The sequence below is a fragment of the Lysinibacillus sp. NPDC097231 genome, from assembly GCF_044761885.1.
Classification (GTDB): Bacteria; Bacillota; Bacilli; order Bacillales_A; family Planococcaceae; genus Lysinibacillus.
Genome location: NZ_JBIWDH010000038.1, coordinates 20,960 through 43,811 on the forward strand (window position 1 = coordinate 20,960; position 22,852 = coordinate 43,811).

Annotated in this window: 23 protein-coding genes and 2 pseudogenes; 22 read left to right on the top strand and 3 right to left on the bottom strand. The window is 36.7% G+C overall.

The window, feature by feature from the left end; genetic code table 11:
• The first annotated feature begins 256 nt into the window (after nt 1-256).
• The 10 genes and pseudogenes from ACIQXF_RS19020 (at nt 257) to ACIQXF_RS19065 (ending at nt 8,015) form a co-directional block, all read left to right on the top strand.
• Complete coding sequence (locus ACIQXF_RS19020; protein ID WP_402786066.1) at nt 257-2,251, top strand: methyl-accepting chemotaxis protein; 1,995 nt, start codon at nt 257-259, stop codon at nt 2,249-2,251.
• Nucleotides 2,252-2,351: 100 nt separating this feature from the next.
• Complete coding sequence (locus ACIQXF_RS19025; protein ID WP_402786069.1) at nt 2,352-2,582, top strand: acyl-phosphate glycerol 3-phosphate acyltransferase; 231 nt, start codon at nt 2,352-2,354, stop codon at nt 2,580-2,582.
• A gap of 178 nt (nt 2,583-2,760) precedes the next feature.
• Nucleotides 2,761-3,381 (top strand): sporulation-specific diadenylate cyclase CdaS, encoded by a 621-nt coding sequence (gene cdaS / locus ACIQXF_RS19030; RefSeq protein WP_402786072.1) that lies wholly within the window; start codon nt 2,761-2,763, stop codon nt 3,379-3,381.
• A 98-nt stretch (nt 3,382-3,479) separates the two neighbouring features.
• Nucleotides 3,480-3,923: a MarR family winged helix-turn-helix transcriptional regulator gene (locus ACIQXF_RS19035; protein ID WP_402786075.1), complete on the top strand. Its 444-nt coding sequence runs from the start codon at nt 3,480-3,482 to the stop codon at nt 3,921-3,923.
• A gap of 52 nt (nt 3,924-3,975) precedes the next feature.
• On the top strand, nt 3,976-4,917 hold the full coding sequence (locus tag ACIQXF_RS19040) for a ring-cleaving dioxygenase (protein WP_402786078.1): 942 nt from the start codon (nt 3,976-3,978) through the stop codon (nt 4,915-4,917).
• Between the two features lie 15 nt (nt 4,918-4,932).
• A complete protein-coding gene (locus tag ACIQXF_RS19045) occupies nt 4,933-5,988 on the top strand; it encodes an LLM class flavin-dependent oxidoreductase (protein ID WP_402786081.1) in 1,056 nt (351 codons plus the stop codon).
• A 12-nt stretch (nt 5,989-6,000) separates the two neighbouring features.
• Nucleotides 6,001-6,159, top strand: a pseudogene (locus ACIQXF_RS19050) (FMN reductase); the annotation flags it as partial.
• Between the two features lie 317 nt (nt 6,160-6,476).
• Nucleotides 6,477-7,025 (top strand): hypothetical protein, encoded by a 549-nt coding sequence (locus ACIQXF_RS19055; RefSeq protein WP_402786084.1) that lies wholly within the window; start codon nt 6,477-6,479, stop codon nt 7,023-7,025.
• A gap of 47 nt (nt 7,026-7,072) precedes the next feature.
• A complete protein-coding gene (locus tag ACIQXF_RS19060; RefSeq protein ID WP_402786146.1) occupies nt 7,073-7,273 on the top strand; it encodes a TlpA disulfide reductase family protein in 201 nt (66 codons plus the stop codon).
• A gap of 172 nt (nt 7,274-7,445) precedes the next feature.
• The gene (locus ACIQXF_RS19065; protein ID WP_402786087.1) at nt 7,446-8,015 is read left to right on the top strand and encodes a TVP38/TMEM64 family protein; all 570 of its coding nucleotides are present in this window, start codon (nt 7,446-7,448) and stop codon (nt 8,013-8,015) included.
• A 123-nt stretch (nt 8,016-8,138) separates the two neighbouring features.
• On the opposite strand, the gene ACIQXF_RS19070 is transcribed toward ACIQXF_RS19065, so the two are convergent.
• Nucleotides 8,139-9,161 carry a DUF2332 domain-containing protein gene (locus ACIQXF_RS19070; RefSeq protein WP_402786088.1) on the bottom strand — a complete coding sequence of 341 codons (1,023 nt, stop codon included), beginning with the start codon at nt 9,159-9,161 and terminating at the stop codon, nt 8,139-8,141.
• A 138-nt stretch (nt 9,162-9,299) separates the two neighbouring features.
• Between ACIQXF_RS19070 and ACIQXF_RS19075 the strand changes: the two are divergent.
• The 7 genes and pseudogenes from ACIQXF_RS19075 to ACIQXF_RS19105 form a co-directional block, all read left to right on the top strand.
• A pseudogene (locus tag ACIQXF_RS19075) lies at nt 9,300-9,428 on the top strand (helix-turn-helix domain-containing protein); the annotation flags it as partial.
• Nucleotides 9,417-10,136 carry a LysR family transcriptional regulator gene (locus tag ACIQXF_RS19080; protein WP_402786148.1) on the top strand — a complete coding sequence of 240 codons (720 nt, stop codon included), beginning with the start codon at nt 9,417-9,419 and terminating at the stop codon, nt 10,134-10,136. The pseudogene ACIQXF_RS19075 and the gene ACIQXF_RS19080, both read left to right, overlap by 12 nt.
• Before the next feature lie 239 nt (nt 10,137-10,375).
• On the top strand, nt 10,376-11,050 hold the full coding sequence (locus ACIQXF_RS19085) for a response regulator transcription factor (RefSeq protein WP_402786091.1): 675 nt from the start codon (nt 10,376-10,378) through the stop codon (nt 11,048-11,050).
• Nucleotides 11,051-11,132: 82 nt separating this feature from the next.
• A complete protein-coding gene (locus ACIQXF_RS19090; protein WP_402786093.1) occupies nt 11,133-12,056 on the top strand; it encodes an ABC transporter ATP-binding protein in 924 nt (307 codons plus the stop codon).
• Nucleotides 12,049-12,831 (top strand): hypothetical protein, encoded by a 783-nt coding sequence (locus ACIQXF_RS19095; protein WP_402786095.1) that lies wholly within the window; start codon nt 12,049-12,051, stop codon nt 12,829-12,831. Before ACIQXF_RS19090 ends, ACIQXF_RS19095 begins: the two co-directional genes overlap by 8 nt.
• 13 nt (nt 12,832-12,844) lie before the next feature.
• Entirely contained in the window at nt 12,845-13,729 is an 885-nt protein-coding gene (locus tag ACIQXF_RS19100; protein WP_402786098.1) for a sensor histidine kinase, read from the top strand.
• 282 nt (nt 13,730-14,011) lie between these two features.
• The gene (locus tag ACIQXF_RS19105) at nt 14,012-14,290 is read left to right on the top strand and encodes a YuzB family protein (protein ID WP_402786101.1); all 279 of its coding nucleotides are present in this window, start codon (nt 14,012-14,014) and stop codon (nt 14,288-14,290) included.
• A 71-nt stretch (nt 14,291-14,361) separates the two neighbouring features.
• On the opposite strand, the gene namA is transcribed toward ACIQXF_RS19105, so the two are convergent.
• On the bottom strand, nt 14,362-15,372 hold the full coding sequence (gene namA / locus ACIQXF_RS19110; RefSeq protein ID WP_402786104.1) for an NADPH dehydrogenase NamA: 1,011 nt from the start codon (nt 15,370-15,372) through the stop codon (nt 14,362-14,364).
• A gap of 47 nt (nt 15,373-15,419) precedes the next feature.
• On the bottom strand, nt 15,420-16,226 hold the full coding sequence (proC, locus tag ACIQXF_RS19115) for a pyrroline-5-carboxylate reductase (protein ID WP_402786106.1): 807 nt from the start codon (nt 16,224-16,226) through the stop codon (nt 15,420-15,422).
• An 836-nt stretch (nt 16,227-17,062) separates the two neighbouring features.
• Between proC and ACIQXF_RS19120 the strand changes: the two genes are divergently transcribed.
• The 5 genes from ACIQXF_RS19120 (at nt 17,063) to ACIQXF_RS19140 (ending at nt 22,643) form a co-directional block, all read left to right on the top strand.
• Nucleotides 17,063-18,010, top strand: coding sequence for an MBL fold metallo-hydrolase (locus ACIQXF_RS19120; protein WP_402786109.1), 948 nt, complete (start codon nt 17,063-17,065; stop codon nt 18,008-18,010).
• A gap of 8 nt (nt 18,011-18,018) precedes the next feature.
• Nucleotides 18,019-18,774, top strand: a complete 756-nt coding sequence (locus tag ACIQXF_RS19125) for an SDR family NAD(P)-dependent oxidoreductase (protein ID WP_402786112.1) — start codon at nt 18,019-18,021, stop codon at nt 18,772-18,774.
• Between the two features lie 146 nt (nt 18,775-18,920).
• On the top strand, nt 18,921-19,715 hold the full coding sequence (locus ACIQXF_RS19130; protein ID WP_402786115.1) for a MerR family transcriptional regulator: 795 nt from the start codon (nt 18,921-18,923) through the stop codon (nt 19,713-19,715).
• Nucleotides 19,716-20,268: 553 nt separating this feature from the next.
• Nucleotides 20,269-21,102 (top strand): CPBP family intramembrane glutamic endopeptidase, encoded by an 834-nt coding sequence (locus tag ACIQXF_RS19135; protein WP_402786118.1) that lies wholly within the window; start codon nt 20,269-20,271, stop codon nt 21,100-21,102.
• Nucleotides 21,103-21,449: 347 nt separating this feature from the next.
• Nucleotides 21,450-22,643: an argininosuccinate synthase gene (locus ACIQXF_RS19140; protein ID WP_402786121.1), complete on the top strand. Its 1,194-nt coding sequence runs from the start codon at nt 21,450-21,452 to the stop codon at nt 22,641-22,643.
• Nucleotides 22,644-22,852 lie beyond the last annotated feature (209 nt).

Below are 22,852 nucleotides of genomic sequence, written 5' to 3' on the forward strand. Positions count from 1 at the left end.
GGGAAAGCCTATTAAATACTCGATTTTATATTTATTTTCATTTCTCTTACCGTTATTCCTTCAAATCATAAAATAGTCTTTTATATCTGAGTTCTTTTTCCTAATTAGAAATTGAAAGTATTTATTATAAAATTGTGACAATTATTTCTTTGTTGGAAATTATTATTCTCAATGTAATAAAAAATAATGATAAATTTTAAAATGATATTGTATGATGAAATGGAAATAATCGTATTTTTTAGGGGTGATAGTAAATATGGGGAAATCAATGAAGTGGAAAATGCTACTGGAAATTATGGGCATTGTCGTATTAATTATTGGTGCTTTTTCTATTTATATTTATCAAACAACTTACAAAAATGTAAAGAACAACGGGGAGGCAATCGCGAACTCCATTGTTATGGGAATGGAGGGTGCTATACAATCAAGAGAAAAAGCAGAAGAAATAATGGAAAAAGAAATGATTGCTGAGTCAATAATGGCCTCTTTTATAATTGAGAAAGGCGCTACTTATGAGGATTTAAAGGCTATTGCAGAACGCGGCGGAATTGATGAAATTTGGAGTACGGACGATAAAGGAAATACAACTATCACATCAGTGGCACCGACAATCGACTTTAACTTTGGTTCCGATCCAAATGGTCAAGCGGCAGAATATATGCAGCTATTAGATGGACGTGCAAAAGAAATTGTGCAAAAGGCTCAAATCCGTGATGTTGACAATGAATTTTACAAATTTGTTGGGGTAAGTAGCTGGAATCCAACAAAGCCACAGATTGTACAGGTTGCACGGCATGGACAGCAACTATTAGATTTAGAGGCTAGTATTGGTAGTGAATCATATATCAATCAGTTAAATAATTATTTATCTTCTACTGTCCTATATGCGGCTATTGTCAATAACAAAGGTGAAACATTAGCGGCAACGGCAGATAAAAACCTTGAAAATATTGGATTCTTACCAGCACAATTTTCAACGCAAGAAGCTTCTGAATTTTCGGGGCGTTTTGATGGAACACGCGTTATGCAATATGTAAAACCATTATCAAATGGTACATATTTAGCTATCGTCGTTTCAAATGCAGTGCTTTCACAGATTTTAATTGGCACGATTGTTGCTTCATTAATCGTTGTGTGTATCATTTTTTTAACAACTGGATTATCTATTTCTAGACAAGTCTCTCGAATTTTAAGTGTTCGCAGTTCATTAGAGGAAATTAGTAAAGGTGAAGCCGATTTGACAAAGCGTATAAACATAAACTCTAAAGATGAAATTGGCCAATTAGTTGTATCATTTAACGGGATGATGGAAAGTTTCCAGAGCATTATGTGTGAATTGAAGCAGGAAGCTAGCCATATTAAAGAAGCAACATACATAATTCAAGAAAATGCCCATCATACGCTTGATTCATCAAAAAACATACAGGAAGAATCTAGTCAGGTTGCACAAGCATCTTTTGCTCAACAAAAAAATACAGAAGACAGTGCACATTCAATGGAAGAATTGGCACGCAGTATTCAACATATTTCTGAATCCATTGCTGAAATTTCTACAATCTCAAGAAATCCAGAAGAAAATGCGGATAATGGCTTGCAAATCATGAATAATCTTCAAAAACAATTAGTAGAAATTCATGAAAAAACGAACTTATCCGTTATGAGTACAAAGGAATTAGAAAAACTATCTAGCATGATTGGTGAGTTTACAAATGTCATTACGGGAATTTCTGATCAGACAAACTTATTAGCCCTAAATGCATCGATTGAGGCGGCACGTGCTGGCGAGGCAGGTAAAGGATTTGCGGTCGTGGCAGAGGAGGTTCGCAAATTAGCAGAGGATTCAAAACTAGCGGCTGATCGAATTTCTCTAGTAGTTATGAATGTACAAAGAGAGACAGCAAAAATTGTATCGGTTATCCATTCAACTGCTGAGGTTTTAGATGCTGGTCGTTCCATTGTCCATGAAGCACAGCAGTCTTTTGAAGGGATTAATAATGATGTCCAAGTATTAGCAGAGCAAGTTGATTTAGTTTCGAGTTCCACGGAGGAAATCGCAGCAAGTACAGAGGAAGTTACGGCTACGATGGAAGATGTCTCATTACTGGCGAAACAAACTTCCGAAAGTGTCGATGCTGTCGCTCAAAAAGCTAAAAACCAAGCAGTAAGTATGAATGAAATGACCATGATTATTGATAGACTCAATGCGACAGCAGAGAATCTACAAGATTCAGCAGGGAAGTATAAAGTATAATCGTAGTAAACTAGTAATAACGGAGACTTTGAATATTAGAGAAATATAGTGCGGATAAGAGTTGATTTACGTATAATTAAGTAAAAGGGGAGTGGTTTATATGAATCAGCAAAAAATGCCACCAGCACTTTTACGATTAATCGTTATTTTTCCGAATGTGCTGAGCTATTTATTACTAATTGGTCTAATCATTTTTGTTTTTACAAACTATGACACGTTAAAAGCGACGGACAACTTAACGGTCTGGCTTATTTTTATCGTAGTACTTGCACCAGCAGCTGCCTACACAACATTCAGTATTGTGAAGAAAATTCGCGCTGGAAGTATGTAATACCCTAAGCAAAAGAACCACACTATCGTTGAATTTGTATCGATAGTGTGGTTCTTTAACGTCTTATAAAGAGAAGTGAGTGTAAATACATACAACTATGTTCACGAAATGAATCTAAAGCGCATAAAAAAATTTCATAGAGAGAAACTAAAATAACTTAGAAAAGCGGGGTGTTTTTATGAATCCAATAAATTGCGATTTTTCACCGATGAAACAAACATTAAAGGAAGAGCTTTTGCAAGTTATTATGTCACTACAGCAGAGTATAGAAGCAATGGATATCGATACAAACTGCCTTCTTGGAAATTTTGAAAAAATTAAAGAAAAATTTGTAACGATTGAAATGAAGGCTGCAACATTTTATTTAAATTGCTATCTTTCCCCGTTTACAGAAAAATATCCTGAGCTTTCACATAGCGTACAAAATATGTCTACAAGAAGACATGGCGGATTAATTGTGATTGAACGAGAAGATTCCCTAAATTCTCTTATAAAGCCGGGTATTCATATTGGTGCAGAATTAACCCATTCCTTAATAGAATCTATCTTCTTCCCTGGAAACCCCCTGCATGACGGAGCCGTTTTAGTCACGCACAATCAGATTGAGTCGGCAGCCAATGTCCTACCACTTTCAGAGAGATATACTGGAGAAAAAAAACTAGGTACAAGGCATCGAGCAGCATTAGGATTAAGTGAATTAAGTGATGCGCTCATCATGGTAGTGTCTGAAGAAACAGGAAGAATTTCTTTTGCCTTTAAAGGAAACTTATATCCAATTACAACGCATGGCATTATATAGTGTGAGCTTCACACTCAATTATATCTTGAATTCGAGATATTTTTCTTGCTTACTTATCACTTGCGTGGTAAAGTGATGAATGAGAGGAGGAGGAAGCAATGCGAAAACACACACTCGGGTCACTAACATGGATTCGGATGATGCGCTTTACAAATCAAAGTAACCAGCTATCCAATGAGTTTTTAAAGCGCTTTGACTTAACGACTGCACAATTTGATGTCCTAATACAAATAAAGACTTATGCACCGTTAACGCAATCACAGTTAGCAGAGAAAGTGACAGTGACGCAAGGTGGAATGTCTCGGATGCTTGCTCGCCTGGAAAAAGAGGGACTGATTGAACGCAAGCAAAATTGGAAGACCAAAACAATCTCGCTGACAACTAAAGGTGAACAGATGATTAATGAGGCAACACCAAGTCAGCTACAATTTCAATCCTCATTTTTTGAAGAAGTATTATCCGAAGAAGAAATGAAAACTTTAAATACACTAATGTCAAAATTAGAAAAGCACAGTCGTGCAAAAAAATTACCGCCAGCGTAGTTTTTTTACAATATCACTTGCTTAATCAAGTGAAGGCTAGGAGGAAACATTCATGAACAAATTAAGCGGACATCATCATATATCAATGTTAACGAAAAACGGCAAACGTAATAATGATTTTTACACAAAAATCCTTGGCTTACGTCGTGTGAAAAAAACAGTCAACCAAGATTCGCCATCTATGTATCACTTATTTTATGGGGATTTAACAGGAGCGGCAGGAACCGAATTAACATTCTTCGAAATGCCTGTAGCGGGACGGACAGTCCGAGGAACAAATGCCATTACACGAATTGGCCTATTAGTGCCAAGCTATGACAGTCTACAATATTGGAAAAATCGCTTTCAACAATTAGAGATTGAACATAGTGATATTACAACATATGCAGGCAAAGATGCATTGTTTTTTGAAGATCATGAAGGCTTACGAATGGTGCTTTTAAATCACCATGGTCAAGAAATACCTGTTAATTGGCAACCGTGGGACGGCGTGGAAATACCTACGGAGCATCGTATTTTAGGAATGGGTACAGTGGAGATAACCGTTCGATACTTACAACGGACAGTGAACTTACTTAAAGATCTATTTCAATATACAGTTGTTGCTGAAAGTGCAGAAGAGGCAGTGCTGCAATCGATTGCGGGTGAAGTACTTGGAGAGATTGTCGTCAAAGAATTAGAAGGGCCAAGTGAGAAACCAGGGCGAGGCAGTATTCATCACCTTGCTTTACGTGTCGCAACTCTTGAGGAATTACAAGAGTGGGATGCCAAAATTAAAGAGCGAGGCTTTGATAGTACGGGTGTTGTAGATCGTTATTATTTCCAAAGTCTTTATTTTAGAGATCGCAACGGCATTTTATTTGAAATGGCAACAGATGGCCCAGGGTTTACAGTCGATTCGGCAGTAGAGGATCTTGGTAAAGAGCTTGAACTTCCTCCATTTTTAGAAGAAAAACGTGCAGAAATCGAAGCTATTTTAGAACCGCTAGATTAAGGAGGGATTTTAATCATGGAAAAATATCGTATTGATCAATCGAAGGGCATTGAATTTGGACTATATTCTCTGGGCGATCACATCCCAAATCCATTAACAGGTGAACGTATTTCAGCTCAGCAACGCATTAAAGAGCTAATAGAAGCAAGTCAGCTAGCAGAACAAGCAGGTATTGATGTATTTGGTGTTGGCGAAAGTCATCAATCGTACTTTACTACACAGGCACACACGGTTATTTTAGGAGCTATCGCCCAAGCAACTTCAAAAATTAAACTAGCAAGCTCCGCGACGGTACTGAGTGTATCTGATCCAGTACGTGTTTATGAGGATTTCGCGACGATCGACCTGATCTCAGACGGACGGGCTGAAATTGTTGCTGGACGCGGCTCTCGCGTTGGAGCATATCATTTACTAGGCGTAGATTTACAGGATTATGAAGAAATTTTTGAGGAAAAATTAGAGTTGCTAAAAAAAATAAATGAAAGCGAGCTTGTCACTTGGGAAGGACAATTCCGTCCGCCACTTCATAATGCACAAATTTTGCCACAACCTAAAAATGGATCGTTGCCGATTTGGCGTGCAGTCGGTGGACCTCCAGCAAGTGCCATTAAAGCGGGCTATATGGGGATACCGATGATGCTGACAACATTAGGTGGCCCAGCTGTTAACTTTAAGCCCTCAGTAGATGCCTACAGAGAAGCAGCGGAGCGAAGTGGCTTTGATCCGAAAGAGTTACCGATTGCTACGACAAGTTTATTTTATGTCGCTGATACGACGAAAGAGGCACTACAAGGGATGTATCCACATTTAAATAGTGGATTCCAAGCAATTCGTGGCGCGGGTTATCCAAAGCAACAATTTGCACAAGCCCCAGATACACGAGACGCCTTAATGGTTGGCAGTAAGGAACAAATTATTGAAAAATTACTGTATCAATTCGAGCTCTATGGTATGCAACGATTTATGGGACAAATCGATTTTGGGGGAGTACCATTTGAAAAATTAATGAACAATATTGAAATTATTGGCAACGATATTATCCCTGCAATCAAAAAATATACAGCTAAATAAGGAGTGTACGGCATGAAAATCGTAGCATTAGATGGTTCAATTGTCGGTTCAAAAACAAAAACAGCCATCAGTAAAGTCGTTGAAATCTTACAAGATTAAAATCCAGAGCATCAAGTTACGTTATTAGATCTCGCTGAATACAAGATGGAATTTAGTGATGGACGAAATTACTAGAAAAAACGCTGCATGAGATGAAAATCTTAAGCAGCGTTTTTTTTGTGACGATAGGTGAGAGAGTAACTGCCGTAAAATCCCCACTTCCACTTTACGGCATCACAATTTGATGTCCTGATACAAATAAAGACCTATGCACCGTAACGCAATCACAATATTTTAGAGGCATAATTAAATTTGATCTAAGTAGTCTAAACAAATGGAATAAGTGGGTTCATTATAAGAGTTTTTTAAAATCCTCGAATAATTTCAGATAATTTTCAGATGTGAAGATTATTCTAAAAAAAATTAATCACTACTTAAAGGGGATTTTTATGAAGAAATTAAAAATGTTATTCATCTCAATATTAGTCATTATGACAATTAATTATGTAACAACAGGGAGCAACCTCGTTTATGCTGATGACGATTTCGAAAAATATTATGAAAATCACGAGGGAGTTAAGGGAGAAGATTCTTATGAGGATATAGGGGAAGCAGTTGGATGGGGAACAGTGATTGCAATGATTATTGCAGGATTAATATATCCAATTAGAAGATCAATGAAATTGGTTATCACTAATTTTCCAGGATTGAAAAAAATGTTTATATCTATTTCTAGGTTTTTTGGAAAATATCATATATTTATTGGAATAATCGCCTTAGTTTTAAGTATAATTCATGGAATTTTCATGTACCTTAGCGAAGGGGAATTGGAAAGTGAAGGGATTATTGGATTAGGAGCAGTCGGATTAATAGTGATTGCTAGTATCGTAGGGTCTGTTTTATTCAAAAACAAAAAAGTGAAAAGTCTTCGAACAACACATACGATTTTGATAGTTTTGGCATTTCTTGTTGGAGCTATTCACATTTTCGTTTCATAAGTTTTTACTATATCTTCATTCGTCCAGTTTAGTGTTGACATATTAACATTCCAACAAATAAGGATAATGGGGAAGATGAGGTTGCTCAATTTGTGAAAGAGCATAGACTAACCTTTGAAGTTTTGATAGATGAAGAAGGGTTTGTAGGTAGTGCATATCAAGTACTTACGCTGACAACCACTTATATGATTGATACAAAAGGCAACATGATTGACACCATTGAAGGTCCAATGAATGAGACATATTAACAATGCCGAATAATAACAACTAGAAGATGATTCCTATATTGAATATACATTGAGTATAATAGTATTGAAGGTAATATACGAATTGTAGTAACGTACCATTTTGAAAAAGTTAAAAATGATGAATTGAAATATCTCATAGGGAATGAAGTTTCAGTTTTTATTTTCGCTAAAGATGGAGAATAGTATGAAATTATTTTTAGATTGGCTTCAAGTGCCGACGTTGTGGTCTGCTATTTCAAGCTTTTTCATTATGTCCGCACTTGCTTTTATTCCAGCTGTACCAATTCCATTAATTGCAAGTATTATTGCCACTAGCTATCCTTTTATAGTGGCGCTGCTTATAAGTTTAGGAGGTACTATATTTGGTTCAATATGTTTCTACTACCTTGCCCGATATTCACTACAAAATTATGCATTGAGAAAAATAACACAATGGAAGTCTATTGATGGTTTTTTAAATTTACTTGAAAGAAATGGCTTTTTGGCCATATTAATAGGAAGATTAGTTCCAATTATGCCTTCAGCTGTTATTAATGCGATTGCTGGAGTCTCTAAGATTAAATTTATGCCCTTCTTTGTGGCAACACTTATCGGAAAGTTTCCTACTATGCTTGCATTTACATTGGCTGGATCTCAATTTGAAGAACAGAAAATAATTACGACAATATTTGTATTACTGTATTTATTAGTACTTATTATGCTTGCTAATAAATTGAAGCATAAATGGTCAAATAATTCGTGATGATAGCGGATGCATTTGCAGAAATTCGTGTTAAAAAAGATGCTGAATATGATTTTTAGAGACTAATAATAAAATTTAAACGCTGCGTAAGTGGGAAATCTTATGCAGCGTTTTTAATTGCTTTTATTTTTTGTTGGACCATTTAAACCACCGAGCATGACCATCAGGACGCTCCATTATTCGTATAGATTCTATTTCCCCATGCTCAATAAAATCTTGATGCAGTTGTAAATCAAATAAATTGTTATAGCAATGGTAGAGCGGTCGTTCTAAACTAATTTCTTTTAATTGTTCGATTAATTCAAGGCGTAATGCCATTGGGATTTGATTGGCCACATGTGTATGATAAACAACTAACATGGCATCTTCATGAATATCTCGACTAATATCTTTAATGAGTTTAATGGCATCACCTTTTATAAGCTGTAAATTAAGGCTTTTTAAAATAGGAAGGGCTTGATTTAACAAAAATCTTCGTTCTTGATGCTCAGGCCATATTAACGCTTGAAGCCAATGTAAATCTTCCTTATTATGGATATCGATAGGGTTTAAATCTATACCAATTCTTTGACAAACTACAGGAGCTTTCGTAATAGACGCTGGAAGTGGTTCGCCTTGATTTTCTGAAGACAAAACGAAAGCACCTTTAGAATTAGTAATAAGCTGTTGATTATAGTCGTAATTGTATTGATCCATTCCTAGCTGGAGTCCTGCACTGGCGCCTATTTCTATAAAGGCTAACGGTTTTTGATGGCGTTCATAAATTTCCGTCATCATTGGATAAAGATACGAGCAACGGCGAATTTCATTTGTTTGCACAAGCTTTTCTTGCAATAAAACCTTCAATTCGTCGGAATGGGACATTACGAATGCTTTAAAAACTGGATACACTTCATTCAATGGTTTTGGCGTTGTCGTGAAGGACGGATAAAAATCAGCTAAATCGTCTGTTGTTGATGACAGCAAATAGTGAACCGCTGCTAATAATAAATTAGGCGCAGGTTGTCCTGGAGGCACAAATGCAGCAATATTTAATATTTCTTCATCATTGGCAATTTTGTTTGCAAGATGTTCATACAGCGGACTTGAATTTTCACATTCATTTTTGGCAAAAGTACGGAATTGTTGACTTAATGTAGCTAACATACGATTCTCCCCTTTGTGTAAAAGTATCGATCTAATTTTAAGTTTATTATTGTTGGATAATTTAGTAAATTAAATATAGTTAATGAAGTTGATTAAAAACATTAATGAAAGGGGCGAGATTTTGTAGCAGCCAAATCCTGTAATTTTCGATTGGCGGCAGAAGAATTACATTTATCACAGCCAAGTATTACCGTTCATATTCATCAATTAGAACAATTTTTGAATGTTAAATTGTTTAAACGGGAGAAAAATCGTGTGCAATTAACGGAGGCAGGACAGCTCTTTCTAATAGAAGCTCAGCAAATCATCCATCAATGGGAAAAAAGCATTGACCGTTTTCAGTTAGCAACAAAAGGTATTGAAGAAAAGCTAATTATTGCAATGACCCCATTAATGGTCGAAACGATATTGCCTCATGTTATTTACCAGTTTATTAATGAATACCCTTCTATTGAAATATCGATTCTTGTGGAAGATTCAGCAAAAATTGAAGATTTAATAAATAGGGATAAGGCTCATGTTGGCATTTCGTTACTTCCAACTCGTTACCGACATTGGTGTCAAGAGCTACTGGTTGAAAGTCCTTTAGAATTGGTCATTCCACTCGATGCTTTCGATGATGAGACAGGTGCTTATATTGATTATGAGGAATTATTCCAAACCTACACTTTATTTACACATCATCATCCGACGATATGGGAGGGTTTATTACGTAAATTGCAAGAAAAATATGTAGTGACAAAGCAAGTGTCCATTTCTCAGTCCTATGTGGTAAAACGTTTAATCAAGGATGGGCTTGGCATGTCTTTTTTGCCACGGATGATTGTTAGAAGAGAGCGGATGGAAGGTCGGTTTAATATCGTTCCCTTCGATGAGATAGCTTTGCCTAATGTTCCTGTGTACCTTTTTTATAAGGATACTGTACAAGTTCCAGAACAGTTATTAAGTCTATTTCAGACGAGAGATTATTTGTGAAATTATAGTCAATAATTCCGATTTAAGTAATTATCGGTTCAGAATGTCCTATAATACCGCTTTCGTGGCCAACATCCAGTTGTCACTGCCGCTCCGCTTTCGCACATAAAATACTGGCGCCTAGTCAAAATGAAAAACAATCCTACGTTGTGGTGATAGCTATTAAAATCATTTAATGTTGAATAACATATAGTTTTATATAATATTAAGAGGGATATTTTAACAAAGGTGTGATTGTATTGAGGATTTTAATGGTTGAGGATCATGAAGATGTAAATGCAATGTTAACAGAATTGTTTGAGCAAGCAGATTATCAGGTGACAAGTGTGATGGATGGTCTAGAAGGTCACAGAGCATTTATGCAAAATGAGTTTGATATTGTGCTTCTTGATATCATGCTTCCCTATAAAAGTGGAGATGAATTATTAAAAGAAATTCGCGCTATTTCAGATGTACCTGTTGTTATGATTTCAGCTAAAGATTTAGTGTCAACAAAAATTGATTTGCTTCGTTTAGGAGCGGACGATTATATTACGAAACCTTTTGACCTAGGTGAGGTTCTTGCACGTATTGAATCTATCTTACGTCGTGTTAAAAAACAAGCTACACCAATGAAACAACTACAATTTAAGGATATAGTACTTGATGATGTCGCAAAGCGAATTACAGTGAATGGTGAAGAAGTTTTGCTAACTGCAAAGGAATATTTATTGCTTGAACTGTTTATGACAAACCAAGAGAAAGTATTCACGAAAGCAAATTTATATGAATCCATTTGGCAGGAGGAATACTTAGGAGATGAACATATTATTAAAATCCATATTAGTAATCTTCGTCATAAATTAAAGACAAAAAATCCACAAGCGGATTATATCGAGACGCTTCGAGGGCTTGGTTATCGTTTACGTCCATAAATTATCCGTAATCTATACGCCATCTTTACTTTATCTATACCTTTCATGAGTAATCTATGAATATGAAAGGGAGGTGCTTACTATGGGTGAAACCATATTAAAAACGAATCAATTAACAAAAACTTATAAAAAGCAAACGGTCCTTTACGACGTATCAATCGAATTAAAAGAAGGGCGTATTTATGGACTTATTGGTGAAAATGGAGCGGGTAAATCAACCTTAATGAAGATAATTTCAGGGATTAGTTTTCAAACAAAAGGTTCATTTGAGTTATTTGGAAAATCATCTGACAAGGAAATACAGCAGCAACGAAAACGTATTGCCAGCATGATTGAACAACCAGCGATTAGCCCTGATATGACTGCAAAAGGTAATCTTAAATATCATCGTTTAATGAGAGGGATCCCGAATGAGGAGCTTGAGGATGAAATACTGCAATTGGTTGGATTGACGAGTACAAACAATAAGAAAGCGAAGCATTTTTCACTAGGAATGAAACAACGTTTAGGCATTGCCATTGCGTTATTAACTAACCCAGAGCTATTGATTTTAGATGAACCAGTAAATGGGCTAGATCCTCAAGGTGTTGTGGAAATTCGTCAGCTTTTAACACGCCTTTGTGAAGAGAGACAGATGACGATTCTAATTTCGAGTCATAATTTACCAGAACTTTATCTAACAACAACTGATTATATCATTATTCATAAAGGGAAAATTATGAAACAAATGACTCAACAACAGCTTGATGAAGAATGTAGACATTATATTCGCATTGGCTGTACATCTCCAGAACAATGTGCACAAGTATTAGAAACAGTTCTTAAAACACAAAACTTTCATGTCATGCCTAATAAAACCATTAAATTGTATGATTTCTTAGAAGAACTAGGAGATGTATCGACAACATTATTTGAAAATGGAATAACACTTACGGAATTTAGTCTACAAGGAGATACATTAGAGAACTTCTTCCTTACGTTAATTGGAGGTGAGCGACATGTTTAATTTAGTACGTGCTTACCTCTACAAAACAACTAAATCTAAAATATTTTGGGTCTTACTGGCTCTTACAACATTTTCTGCAATAGCAATGCTTAGTATTGCCTATGGTATCGGCAATAACTCGATCAATGAAAATATCAGTAATGTTGGTTTTTTATTATCTGATATGAATATCATGTCAATAGCAGGCGCAGTACTTGCCACTACACTTATTTGTTCAGATTTTGACACAAAAAATATCCATCATCCTATTATAAGCGGATTTGCAAGAATCCAAATTGTCATAAGTAAAGCGATTGTTTACTGGTTATTACTAATTGTTCTTGTAAGTCCGTATATCATCGTGACCATAATTGGTTTATTAATGGACAGCACGTTTAGTATGGGGGGGAATGCGGCAGGTTTTTTAAGCATTCTAACTTTGACTACTAGTGGTAGCTTTGGCGAATACGTAACAATAATGATCACAATGACAATGGTCTATCTTGCCCAGTTAACGATTTGTATTTTACTTGCCTTTGTCTTAAGAAAATCTGTGCTTGTAGTATCTGCATATTATATGATGTCCATGTTCTTTGGACAGGTAGCGAGCTTCCAAAATTCATTTGAGATTATGAATAAAATATTATCCTTTACACCATATTCAGTGGAGTATATTTCGATTAATTTAAGCATGAGTAAAGCTGATATAATTTCGGCCTTTTCCATTTGTGTTATCTTTATAATAGTAGTTTTGTATTTAACATTCATGACATTTAGAAAAGTAGAAATCAGGTAAGGGGATGCGGGGAATGTGGTTCGTGGCAATTGTAATCATTGTAGGGTTACTATTTTATATTTTTTATATACAAAGGCAACTACGATTGATGAACGTACAATTGTCACAACGTCTACATGAGCATTATACGCAGCCGATTAGTGTAGAGCTATTAAACAAAGAAGTAAATCAACTTGTGGCCAATATAAATCGCATATTAATAGAATCGCAAAAATCAAGATCGTATATTAAACGCGAAGAAAAATACTATAAGGAAATGATTTCAAACATTTCTCACGATTTTCGTACCCCGCTAACTGCGATAAAGGGCTATCAACAAATGCTTCTAAAAGAACCTTTAACAGAAAAGCAGCTTGCCAAGCTTGAAGTTGCACAAAAACATATTGGAAGACTGGAGCAATTATTAGAAACATTTTTTGAATATTCCTATTTACATAGTAATGAAGATAAACCTAAAAAAGATCGTATCAATATATCAAATATTATATTTGAAGAGATTGCTGGTGCCTTTGTACAATTTGAACAAAAAGGAATAGCTGTTAATTTGCCTAATTTTGAGCCGCTCATTATTAACTCTGATGAAGAAATGCTGTTACGTATTGTGCAAAACTTAGTACGAAATAGCATCATGCATGCGCAAGGTGATGTAACTATCAAGATATGGTTAGAAGAAGAACATGCATATATCAGTTTTCAGAATCCGATTGACGGAAATATTCAACTAAATCCTAACCAGCTTTTTGATCGATTTTATACAACTGACAATTCCAGACGTAAAAACACTGGTCTAGGGCTATCTATTGTCAAGCTGCTAGCAGAAAAATTAGATGGAAACGCAACGGCCAAAATAGAAGATGGAATGATTGAGTTTTTAGTGTGTTTAAAAAAGAATTTGTAATATTTGTAGCCAAGAAGCTTATCGCATCTTGGCTTTACCAATACATAAAACGTTTACGCCGAAATTTGATCCAAGATAATGGTCAAGGTTCTTTACTTTTTTCCAGTTTAGAAATTATAATTAAACATAATTTATTTGGTGCGAACCATTCTTATATATGATATTGCTTATGCTATTATATGGTATATATGAGTTGACTTTTAAACAAGAACGAGCTAAAAAAGTGTGATATTTAGTGGTAATATTTTTGAAATTTGTTTAAGTGAGTGGGAGGATTAAAGGATGGTATTTTCTCTTTTTAAGAAAAAGAAAGAGCCACAGCAATTGAAAAATAGAGTAGAATTTTGCATCACAAATTTATCACTTGGTGCAGCAGATGCCTATGATGTACTAGTTGAAAGATCCGATATTGAAATTGAAGAATCCGGCTGTACATCACATTGTGAGATTTGTGAGCAAGGAATCTTCGCTATCGTCAATGGAGAAATCGTCACTGCAGAGGATGCAGAGACGTTAGTGAAGGCAATTGATGAAGAAATTAAACAAAATCCTCTCTATTAAAATGAAAACAGCTTGCTAGCAATAGATGCACAAGCTGTTTTTTTATGGTGAATAGCCTTTATAGTTGATTTTTACCAGCCGCGTACGTATTGCACTGGAGGCTTAACTTCTTCTCCTAAATCCTTGGCAGCATGAAGTGGCCAATATGGCTCCCGAAGAAGAACGCGTGCTAGGAAAATTAAGTCAGCACGATTGTTTTGTAAAATTTCCTCTGCTTGAATAGCTGTCGTAATAAGGCCAACTGCTCCAGTTGGAATATCAGCTTCATGCTTAATTGCTTCAGCATGAGGCACTTGGTAGCCTGGAAAAACATTAATATGTGCTTGCACGACACCACCTGTAGAAACATCCACTAAATCGACACCCTGTGATTTCATCCAACGGCTGAAGACGATAAAGTCTTCCATTGTTGTACCATCTTCTGCATAGTCCTCAGCAGAAACACGAACAAGTAGAGGTCCTTCCCAAACACTACGAATAGCATCAATGACTTGGCGTAGGAGTCGATAACGATTTTCCTGCGAGCCCCCATATTGATCATTACGTTTATTCGTTGCAGGTGATAAAAATTCACTAATTAAATAACCGTGTGCTCCATGTACTTCAAGAACATCGAAGCCTGCTTTTGCAGCACGTACAGCGGCCATCTTAAATGCTTCTACAACATATTCGATATCTTCAATTGTCATCTCAGTGGGCGTTTTATACGCATCGCTAAATGCAATGGCTGATGGAGCAAAAATTTCTCCATCTACAGTTGCTTTACGTCCAGCGTGTGCAAGCTGAATGCCGGTTTTTGCTCCGTATGCCTTCATTCCTTGAACTAATTGACTTAAACCTTCGATATGAGCGTCATCCCAAATTCCAAGGTCATTACTAGATATACGACCCTCTGGAACGACACCAGTAGCTTCGATAATGATTAAACCAACTTGACCAGCAGCTCGTGTTGCATAATGTACTTGGTGGAATGGTGTGACAAACCCATCATCCTGGGCTGAGTACATACACATTGGTGCCATGACAACACGATTTTTTAAAGAAATATTTTGTAATTGGAAAGATTCAAATAATTTAGCCAAAATAAAGCCCCCTTAATTCCTAGTGATATACTTTATATTTGCACATATTATTTACTTTTTGCAAGTGAACGAGATCGGGCTTCAGCTTCTTTAATACATGCTTCAATGGCCTCATTAAATTGATATTGTTCTAGAGCTTTAATGCCAGCTTCCGTTGTACCACCTGGACTTGTCACTTTTCTACGTAAAACATCAGGCTCATCAACCGATTGCTTCAGCATTTCGGCAGTACCAGCAAGTGTTTGTGTCATTAATAGTCGTACTGTATCCTTAGAGAGACCCACCTTTGTACCAACACGTTCAAATGCCTCCATTAAATAATAAATGTAAGCAGGGCCACTTCCTGAAAGAGCTGTTACAGCATGTAACTGATCCTCATCCACCTCAATAACTGAACCAACCGCTTCTAACAATTGTAAAAAAATTAAGCGCTGTTCGGCAGTCACTTTGTCATTAAATGCAATCCCGCTTGCAGACATCCCAATAGTAGCAGAAGTGTTGGGCATAACACGTGCGACTGGACGAGTACCCAAATGTTCTGTAATAGTATTAATAGCAATTCCAGCTAGAATAGAGAGGACAGCTGATTGCTCTGTAATTTTTGGTTTTAATTCCTGCATCGCTGCAATAGCATCCTTAGGCTTCATCGCTAAAATAATTAAATCGGCTTGCTGATAAATAGTATTGTCACAATGACAATTCACACCGTACGTTTCGTGTAAAAACTGTAAGCGTTCTTTGTCTGATCGATTGGTGACGTAAATTTCTTGTGCTGTAAAGACCTTTTGTTTAATCCAGCCCTGAATCAATGCCTCTGCCATCGAGCCTGCACCGATAAATAGTATTTTTTTCATGATCAAAACCTCCAGTTCTCAAAATCAAATTCGCCTTGGCGTAATTGTGTCCGGATTTTGAATTGTACTCAGGCCTGCACGAGGGCCGACACGATGTCGGTCATTTCGGTAAAGCCACAGGACGTGGCGTATTTACCGATGCAGGTCAGTTAGCCTTTTTCGCAGGATGCGAAGGGTTTAGGTTAACATCCTTTTTTCATTCCTTTCAAAATCCGTGACATCCGCCGGAGGCTTTAGGCCAACGTGATGTTGGTCACTCAGTCGTTGCCACAGGACGTGGTGTTCTTAGACTGAGTTCATCTATTTCAGTTGGTGTTTGGACACCCACTGAAAAAGTAATCAAAATCGCATTCATCTCACCATCTATAGAGGTAGTAGTCTTCTGTATCTGCGCTGCCTACGCTTTCGCACAGAAAAGATCTGTAGCTGTCGCTTTGCTTTCGCACAGTAAACATTTGCTGAATGAAGATAAAAAGCGCTTCCGTCCTTATATAGAAGGACGAAAACGCTATTGTTTCCGCGGTACCACCTTTGTTTGCCGATTGGCACAACTCTTAGCCCTTTTATCGCAAGGGGGACGGTTATGTTTTCATAACTGCTCAGAAGTAGGTTCGGTAATGTGAGCGGGCGATGTTACTTCCAGCAAATGTAACACTCTCTAAGACACCTTCACCACTTACGTACTTGGCTTCATCAACGCACATAAAATAATTAGATTATTCAAAATTATATTGATAATACGTCAAGCTGTCAACAGGTGGGTGACGAAAGGCAGAAAAACTTGTAAAATAGAATGAATCGGTATTCACTAGTTGCGCAAAAAGGGGGAGACAGCTTTGTCTATATACAAAATAGAAATACCAACACCCTATGATGTAGGAGATGTCAATGCATTTGTTGTGAAAGGCGATGCACTGACAATTTTTGATGTTGGACCAAAAACAATAGAAGCCTATGATGCGCTAAAATGGGGTATGCGTGCAGCAGGCTTTGATATGAGAGATATTGAACAGGTTGTGTTAACCCACCATCATCCGGATCATGCAGGTTGGGTGGATGCCTTTCCATATGCAGAAATTTTAGGGCATGCCTATAACGATAAATGGCTTCGTCATGACGAGGATTTTTTACGCTATCATGAGCAGTTTTATAGTGAGCGTTTGTTTGAGCACGGTGTTCCTCGAGAATATATCCAGCCAAGTGTACATGTACGTCGTGAAATAGAGCTTGTCGGTGAACGACCATTAACACAAATTCTTAATGATGGGGATGAAGTGCCAGGACATCCTGGATTAAAGGCTATTGAAACATTAGGACACGCACAAAGCCACCTAATTTTCTGGGATGAAAAAACGCATCATGTAATTGGTGGAGATTTATTGCTTGAAAAAATTACGCCAAACCCTTTAATTGAACCACCATTAGACCGTACATTGGGACGTACTAAATCGTTACTGCAATATAACGAATCGCTTGAAATTTTACGCCAATTGCCAGTAAAAATGATGCATACAGGACATGGTGCAGAGTTAAAGAATATTCCTGATTTAATTGATAGTCGGCTAGAACGCCAGCATCAGCAATCTTTGAAGGTTTGCGAATTATTTGGTGACGAATCATTAACTGCTGTACAAGTAACGAAGCGCTTTTACCCAGCAATTTTTCAACGGATGCTTGGCCTGACGTTGTCCAAAACGCTCGGTTATTTAGATTACTTAGAGGCCAATAATTATATTACATCGACGAAAACCGAAGAAGGTATCTATTTATTTAAAAGGAAGTAGGTTTATACATGAATATTAATAAAAAGACTATCTTCGTTACGGGTGCAACAAGTGGTGTAGGCTTGAAAATTACCGAATTATTAGTTGCTCAAGGTCATACGGTATATGCAACAGGGCGCAATGTTGTGGCATTGAAAGCATTAGAACGTTTAGGTGCTAACGTTATCCAAGCCGATTTAACTAATTTAGCGACGATTGATGAAGTATGTGCCCAGTTACCATTGCTTGATGTCGCTATTCTTTCGGCAGGAGTAGGTAAATTTGGTATTGCACCAGCACTATCAGATGAAGCTATTTCACAAATGGTGGAGCTGAATGTTAGTGTTCCTATGTATTTGGCAAAACGTTTAGCAATGCCAATGATGCAACGTCAACAAGGTCAGTTGATCTTCATTGGCTCGCAGGCAGGGAAGGTAGCGACACCGAAAGCAAGTGTTTATGCTGCTACAAAGCATGCGATTGTCGGCTTTACGAATGGGCTTCGTATGGAACTGGCTCCGTATAATGTTAAAGTTACGGCGATTCATCCAGGTCCAATTGATACACCATTTCTAGATAAGGCGAGTGATGAAAGCGGTTATCGAGAGTCATTGGGTAGATTTTTATTAACAGCTGAAGAAGTGGCACAAGCTACAGTCAAAACAATTGAACGCCCAGTTCGAGAGGTGAATTTGCCAAGAATCATGGGGTTGTCGAGCAAGCTGTATGCACTAGCACCTGCAACCATTGAATTTTTAGGCAAATCATTTTTTAATAAGAAATAGCGCAAACAAACTGTAAACATTCTCAGGAAAGAAATGAGTGTGTCTACAGTTTTTTTGTAATGTATAGCATAATGACCTTTCAAGGCTGATATATATTGGTAATGATGTATCATTAAAAATATGTATCCATGACAAAGGAGAGTATTATGTACACAATTGGACAAGTAGCTAAATTTTTAGGTGTATCTAGAGATACTTTAAAATTTTATGAGGAAAAGGAATTAGTTAAGCCGAAGCAAAATATTGAGAACGGGTATAGAAAATATAATCATTATGATATATATGATATAACAACAATCAATTTCTATAGAGAAATGGATATTGAAATAAAAAAAATCCAGGAATTAAGAAAAAGTAAGAGTATAGAGGGAATACATTCATTTTTAGAAGAGAAAGAACGAGAGGTTTTAGAAGAAATAGAATATAAAAAGCTTCTTTTAAAAAAGCTTCAGCTCGTAAAAGAAGATTGCGAAAAAATTAAACAATTTTTAGGCGTGTACACAGTTAAAGAAATGAAGCCCTTAGAAATAAAGGGAGAAATAGAGCATTTTACTGCATATGAAGAATATGACACGCTAAAAGATTGCTCAGACAGTTTAAAAAAAGCAGTGATTCTCACGTCTTTAAGAAGAGTCATACGTTTCAACGAAGAAGGTATCCAAGATGATAAGTTTATCATTGCAAGAAAAGTAGAAGATTGTGATCAGGCAATAGAAGGTGAAATTCTATCTCATCCAAAATGTCTTTATACAGTTGTTGAAGATGGAAGATGGTCGACGGGTGGAAAAAATACTGACCATAAAGTGGAAGCTAGTATTAGAAAAGTAGCAAAAGAAAGTGGGTATGAGCTTTTGGGGCTTGTTTATATAAATCTATTGCTTACCACTTATGAAGATGGACTTGAACGTATTTTTTTAGAAATGTATGTACCTATAAGGTAAAAAAATTCATCTCCCACAGATTATAGAGGAACACAAGCTAAAACCTTCACATCTTGTGAAAACGCTTGTGTGACCAACATCCTGTCGCTGTCACTACGTTAGCATTTCGCGCAGAAAACATATACCGCTGTTGCTTTGCTTTCGCGCAGAAAACATTTGCCGCCCCTCACCAATCGGGCTTTTATGGGCAGTTAATCTCCCACCTATCTTCCTTGCTTTCGCTGAATTTTGAAGTGGGAGTCTTACACCCGTTAATGCGGGATAAAGTGAAACTTAATCAGTGGGGGGCTTCTTCATCCCCACTGATTATTAGTCTTCACCAATCGGGCTTTTACGGGCAGTTAATCTCTCCCACCTATCTTCCTTGCTTTCGCTTAATTTTGAGGTGAGAGTCTTACAGCCCGTTAATGCGGGATAAAGTGAAACAAATAGGAGATAAAATTATGCAAGCAATTATTGACCTGTGAGTAACTCCTAGGTTTAAGCTGAAGGTATTCGGTAATATGAGCGTTATGATATTGACGAAATACTTAGTTTGAAGCGGGGGATATAAATGAGTAGAGAAAAGAAGCTAAATAAACCAGTAGCGAGTTTTATTCTACTAACGAATATCATTTTTTTGCCACTTTTTTGTCTTGTAGGAGTCACAAGTCTATTGGGATTTCCAACATGGGTTTTTGATGTCATACACTGTATATCAGCTTGGTCTTCAACCTTTGCTTTTGCCATACTGTTTAAAAGAATCTATCCCGGGCAGAGCTTTATACAATTTGTGAAAGATAAATTCAAGAATAAGCCTAAATTTTCTGTGATCCTTTCTGTCAGTACGATTCAAGCCTTCATATTTTTAATGATTTTGTTTCTTGTATTGAATAATAGTGCAGTAGACTCTATTTTTACTAAAACTTCATGGGGAATATTGGTCTATTACTTTTTCAAAAATCTTCTGTCAGGGCCAATAGGGGAAGAATTAGGGTGGAGAGGTTTCGCCCAAATGGAGCTGCAAAAGAAGTATTCGCCATTAATAGCTTCGATAATCATAGGATTTTGGTGGGGGATGTGGCATCTACCTATTTGGTTTACTACAGGGTTTATGGGCATTGAGTTAATCAAATACATTCTATTCTTTATGATTTCAATCATATCCACTGCGATCATCATGGCAGCATTTTATAACCTAAATCAGAATTTAATCGTCCCAATCATCATCCACCAATTCTTTAATTTTTATATTGGCTTAATAAACGGAAACTTAATCGATCTACTCATGTATAACGCACTTTTCTATTCTGTAGTAGCAATCTTAATTATCATTATTAATCCAAAGAAAGTATTGTATGGCAAGAAAAATACAAACATTATCAACGGCAAGAATTCCGTCATTTAGTGAGGTTTTTTCCTTGACCATTTTGTTTTTCAACGCTTTGAAAAGAATCCAGTGTACACATTGGATTCTTTTTATTTATTCCAAGAGTGGTATTTACATTCCTAAAACTTATATTGTATACATTTAGATAGCAAGTAAAAAAACGTTTTTCCGAGTGAAAATATTCACAGTTCGTACATCGGCTTTAGGTATTGAAATGACTTACTTTTTACAATAAACATAAATGTCTATAAATTTATAAAAATACACTTGTATTTATTTTTATAACGTGATACTATTCGTGTATAAACTTTTATATGAATGTATAAACATACATATCTCATAGATTAATTGGAGGCGCATTTAGTATGGCAAATAAAAAAGTAGTATTAGCATACTCAGGCGGTCTTGATACTTCTGTAGCAATTCCGTGGTTAAAAGAACAAGGTTGGGACGTTATCGCAGTTTGTCTTGACGTTGGTGAAGGTAAGGATCTTGAATTCGTAAAAAATAAAGCTCTTCAAGTAGGAGCTATTGAATCATACATGGTAGATGCAAAGGATGAATTTGCTGAAGGCTATGCACTTATTTCATTACAAGCACATACTTGGTACGAACAAAAATACCCATTAGTATCAGCTCTTTCTCGTCCATTAATCTCGAAAAAATTAGTAGAGATTGCTAACCAAGTAGGCGCGGACGCAGTAGCTCATGGTTGCACAGGTAAAGGTAATGACCAAGTTCGTTTCGAGGTTTCTATTAAAGCGTTAAATCCAGATTTAGAGGTATTAGCACCAGTACGTGAGTGGGGCTGGAGCCGTGACGAGGAAATCGAATATGCAATGAAACATAATGTGCCGATCCCTGCAACATTAGATTCTCCATTCTCTATTGACCAAAATTTATGGGGTCGTGCAAATGAAGCAGGCATAATGGAAGATCCATGGGTATCTCCACCAGAAGAAGCTTACGGTTTAACAGTATCTGTGGAAAACTCTCCAAATGAAGCGGAATACGTAGAAATTGAATTCGTTGCTGGTAAACCAGTATCTTTAAATGGTAAAGAAATGAAACTTGCTGATTTAATTCAAGAACTAAACGCAGTAGCAGGTGCTCATGGTGTTGGTCGTATCGATCACGTAGAAAACCGATTAGTTGGTATTAAATCTCGTGAAGTATATGAAATCCCAGGAGCGAAAGTGCTATTAACGGCTCATAAAGAGCTTGAAGATCTAACGCTTGTAAAAGAATTAGCACACTTCAAGCCAGTTATTGAGAAAAAACTATCAGAATTAATTTATGATGGTTTATGGTTCTCTCCATTACGTGAAGCGCTTGAGGCGTTCCTTGCTGAATCACAAAAATTTGTGAACGGAACTGTACGTGTGAAACTTTACAAAGGTCATGCCATTGTGGAAGGACGTAAATCTCCAAATTCATTATATAGTGAAAAGCTAGCAACATATTCTAAGGAAGACCAATTCAACCACGCTTCAGCAGTAGGCTTTATCGAATTATGGGGTCTACCAACAGTAGTTAACTCTTCAGTAAATAAAAAATAATGTCAACAAGTAAGGTGTAGTGTAGCATGCGCTGCACCTTTAACTTCTTTTAGAAGGTGTTCAAATCCGCTAAAAGAAGTAAAGCCTCCGGCGGATGTCACAGTATTGGAAAGGAGTTCTTAGGGGATGTTAGCCTAAAAACATCGCATCCATGCGATAACGGCTAACTGACCTGCATCGGTAAATACGCCACGTCCTGTGGCTTTACC

Coding starts and splice junctions, on each gene's coding strand:
- ACIQXF_RS19025 (WP_402786069.1), top strand. CDS start 2,352: ATGAATCAGCAAAAAATGCCACCAGCACTTTTACGATTAATCGTTATT.
- ACIQXF_RS19055 (WP_402786084.1), top strand. CDS start 6,477: ATGAAGAAATTAAAAATGTTATTCATCTCAATATTAGTCATTATGACA.
- ACIQXF_RS19020 (WP_402786066.1), top strand. CDS start 257: ATGGGGAAATCAATGAAGTGGAAAATGCTACTGGAAATTATGGGCATT.
- ACIQXF_RS19090 (WP_402786093.1), top strand. CDS start 11,133: ATGGGTGAAACCATATTAAAAACGAATCAATTAACAAAAACTTATAAA.
- ACIQXF_RS19070 (WP_402786088.1), bottom strand. CDS start 9,161: ATGTTAGCTACATTAAGTCAACAATTCCGTACTTTTGCCAAAAATGAA.
- ACIQXF_RS19105 (WP_402786101.1), top strand. CDS start 14,012: ATGGTATTTTCTCTTTTTAAGAAAAAGAAAGAGCCACAGCAATTGAAA.
- ACIQXF_RS19130 (WP_402786115.1), top strand. CDS start 18,921: ATGTACACAATTGGACAAGTAGCTAAATTTTTAGGTGTATCTAGAGAT.
- cdaS (WP_402786072.1), top strand. CDS start 2,761: ATGAATCCAATAAATTGCGATTTTTCACCGATGAAACAAACATTAAAG.
- ACIQXF_RS19135 (WP_402786118.1), top strand. CDS start 20,269: ATGAGTAGAGAAAAGAAGCTAAATAAACCAGTAGCGAGTTTTATTCTA.
- ACIQXF_RS19125 (WP_402786112.1), top strand. CDS start 18,019: ATGAATATTAATAAAAAGACTATCTTCGTTACGGGTGCAACAAGTGGT.
- ACIQXF_RS19035 (WP_402786075.1), top strand. CDS start 3,480: ATGCGAAAACACACACTCGGGTCACTAACATGGATTCGGATGATGCGC.
- ACIQXF_RS19045 (WP_402786081.1), top strand. CDS start 4,933: ATGGAAAAATATCGTATTGATCAATCGAAGGGCATTGAATTTGGACTA.
- ACIQXF_RS19100 (WP_402786098.1), top strand. CDS start 12,845: ATGTGGTTCGTGGCAATTGTAATCATTGTAGGGTTACTATTTTATATT.
- ACIQXF_RS19140 (WP_402786121.1), top strand. CDS start 21,450: ATGGCAAATAAAAAAGTAGTATTAGCATACTCAGGCGGTCTTGATACT.
- proC (WP_402786106.1), bottom strand. CDS start 16,226: ATGAAAAAAATACTATTTATCGGTGCAGGCTCGATGGCAGAGGCATTG.
- ACIQXF_RS19040 (WP_402786078.1), top strand. CDS start 3,976: ATGAACAAATTAAGCGGACATCATCATATATCAATGTTAACGAAAAAC.
- ACIQXF_RS19095 (WP_402786095.1), top strand. CDS start 12,049: ATGTTTAATTTAGTACGTGCTTACCTCTACAAAACAACTAAATCTAAA.
- ACIQXF_RS19065 (WP_402786087.1), top strand. CDS start 7,446: ATGGAGAATAGTATGAAATTATTTTTAGATTGGCTTCAAGTGCCGACG.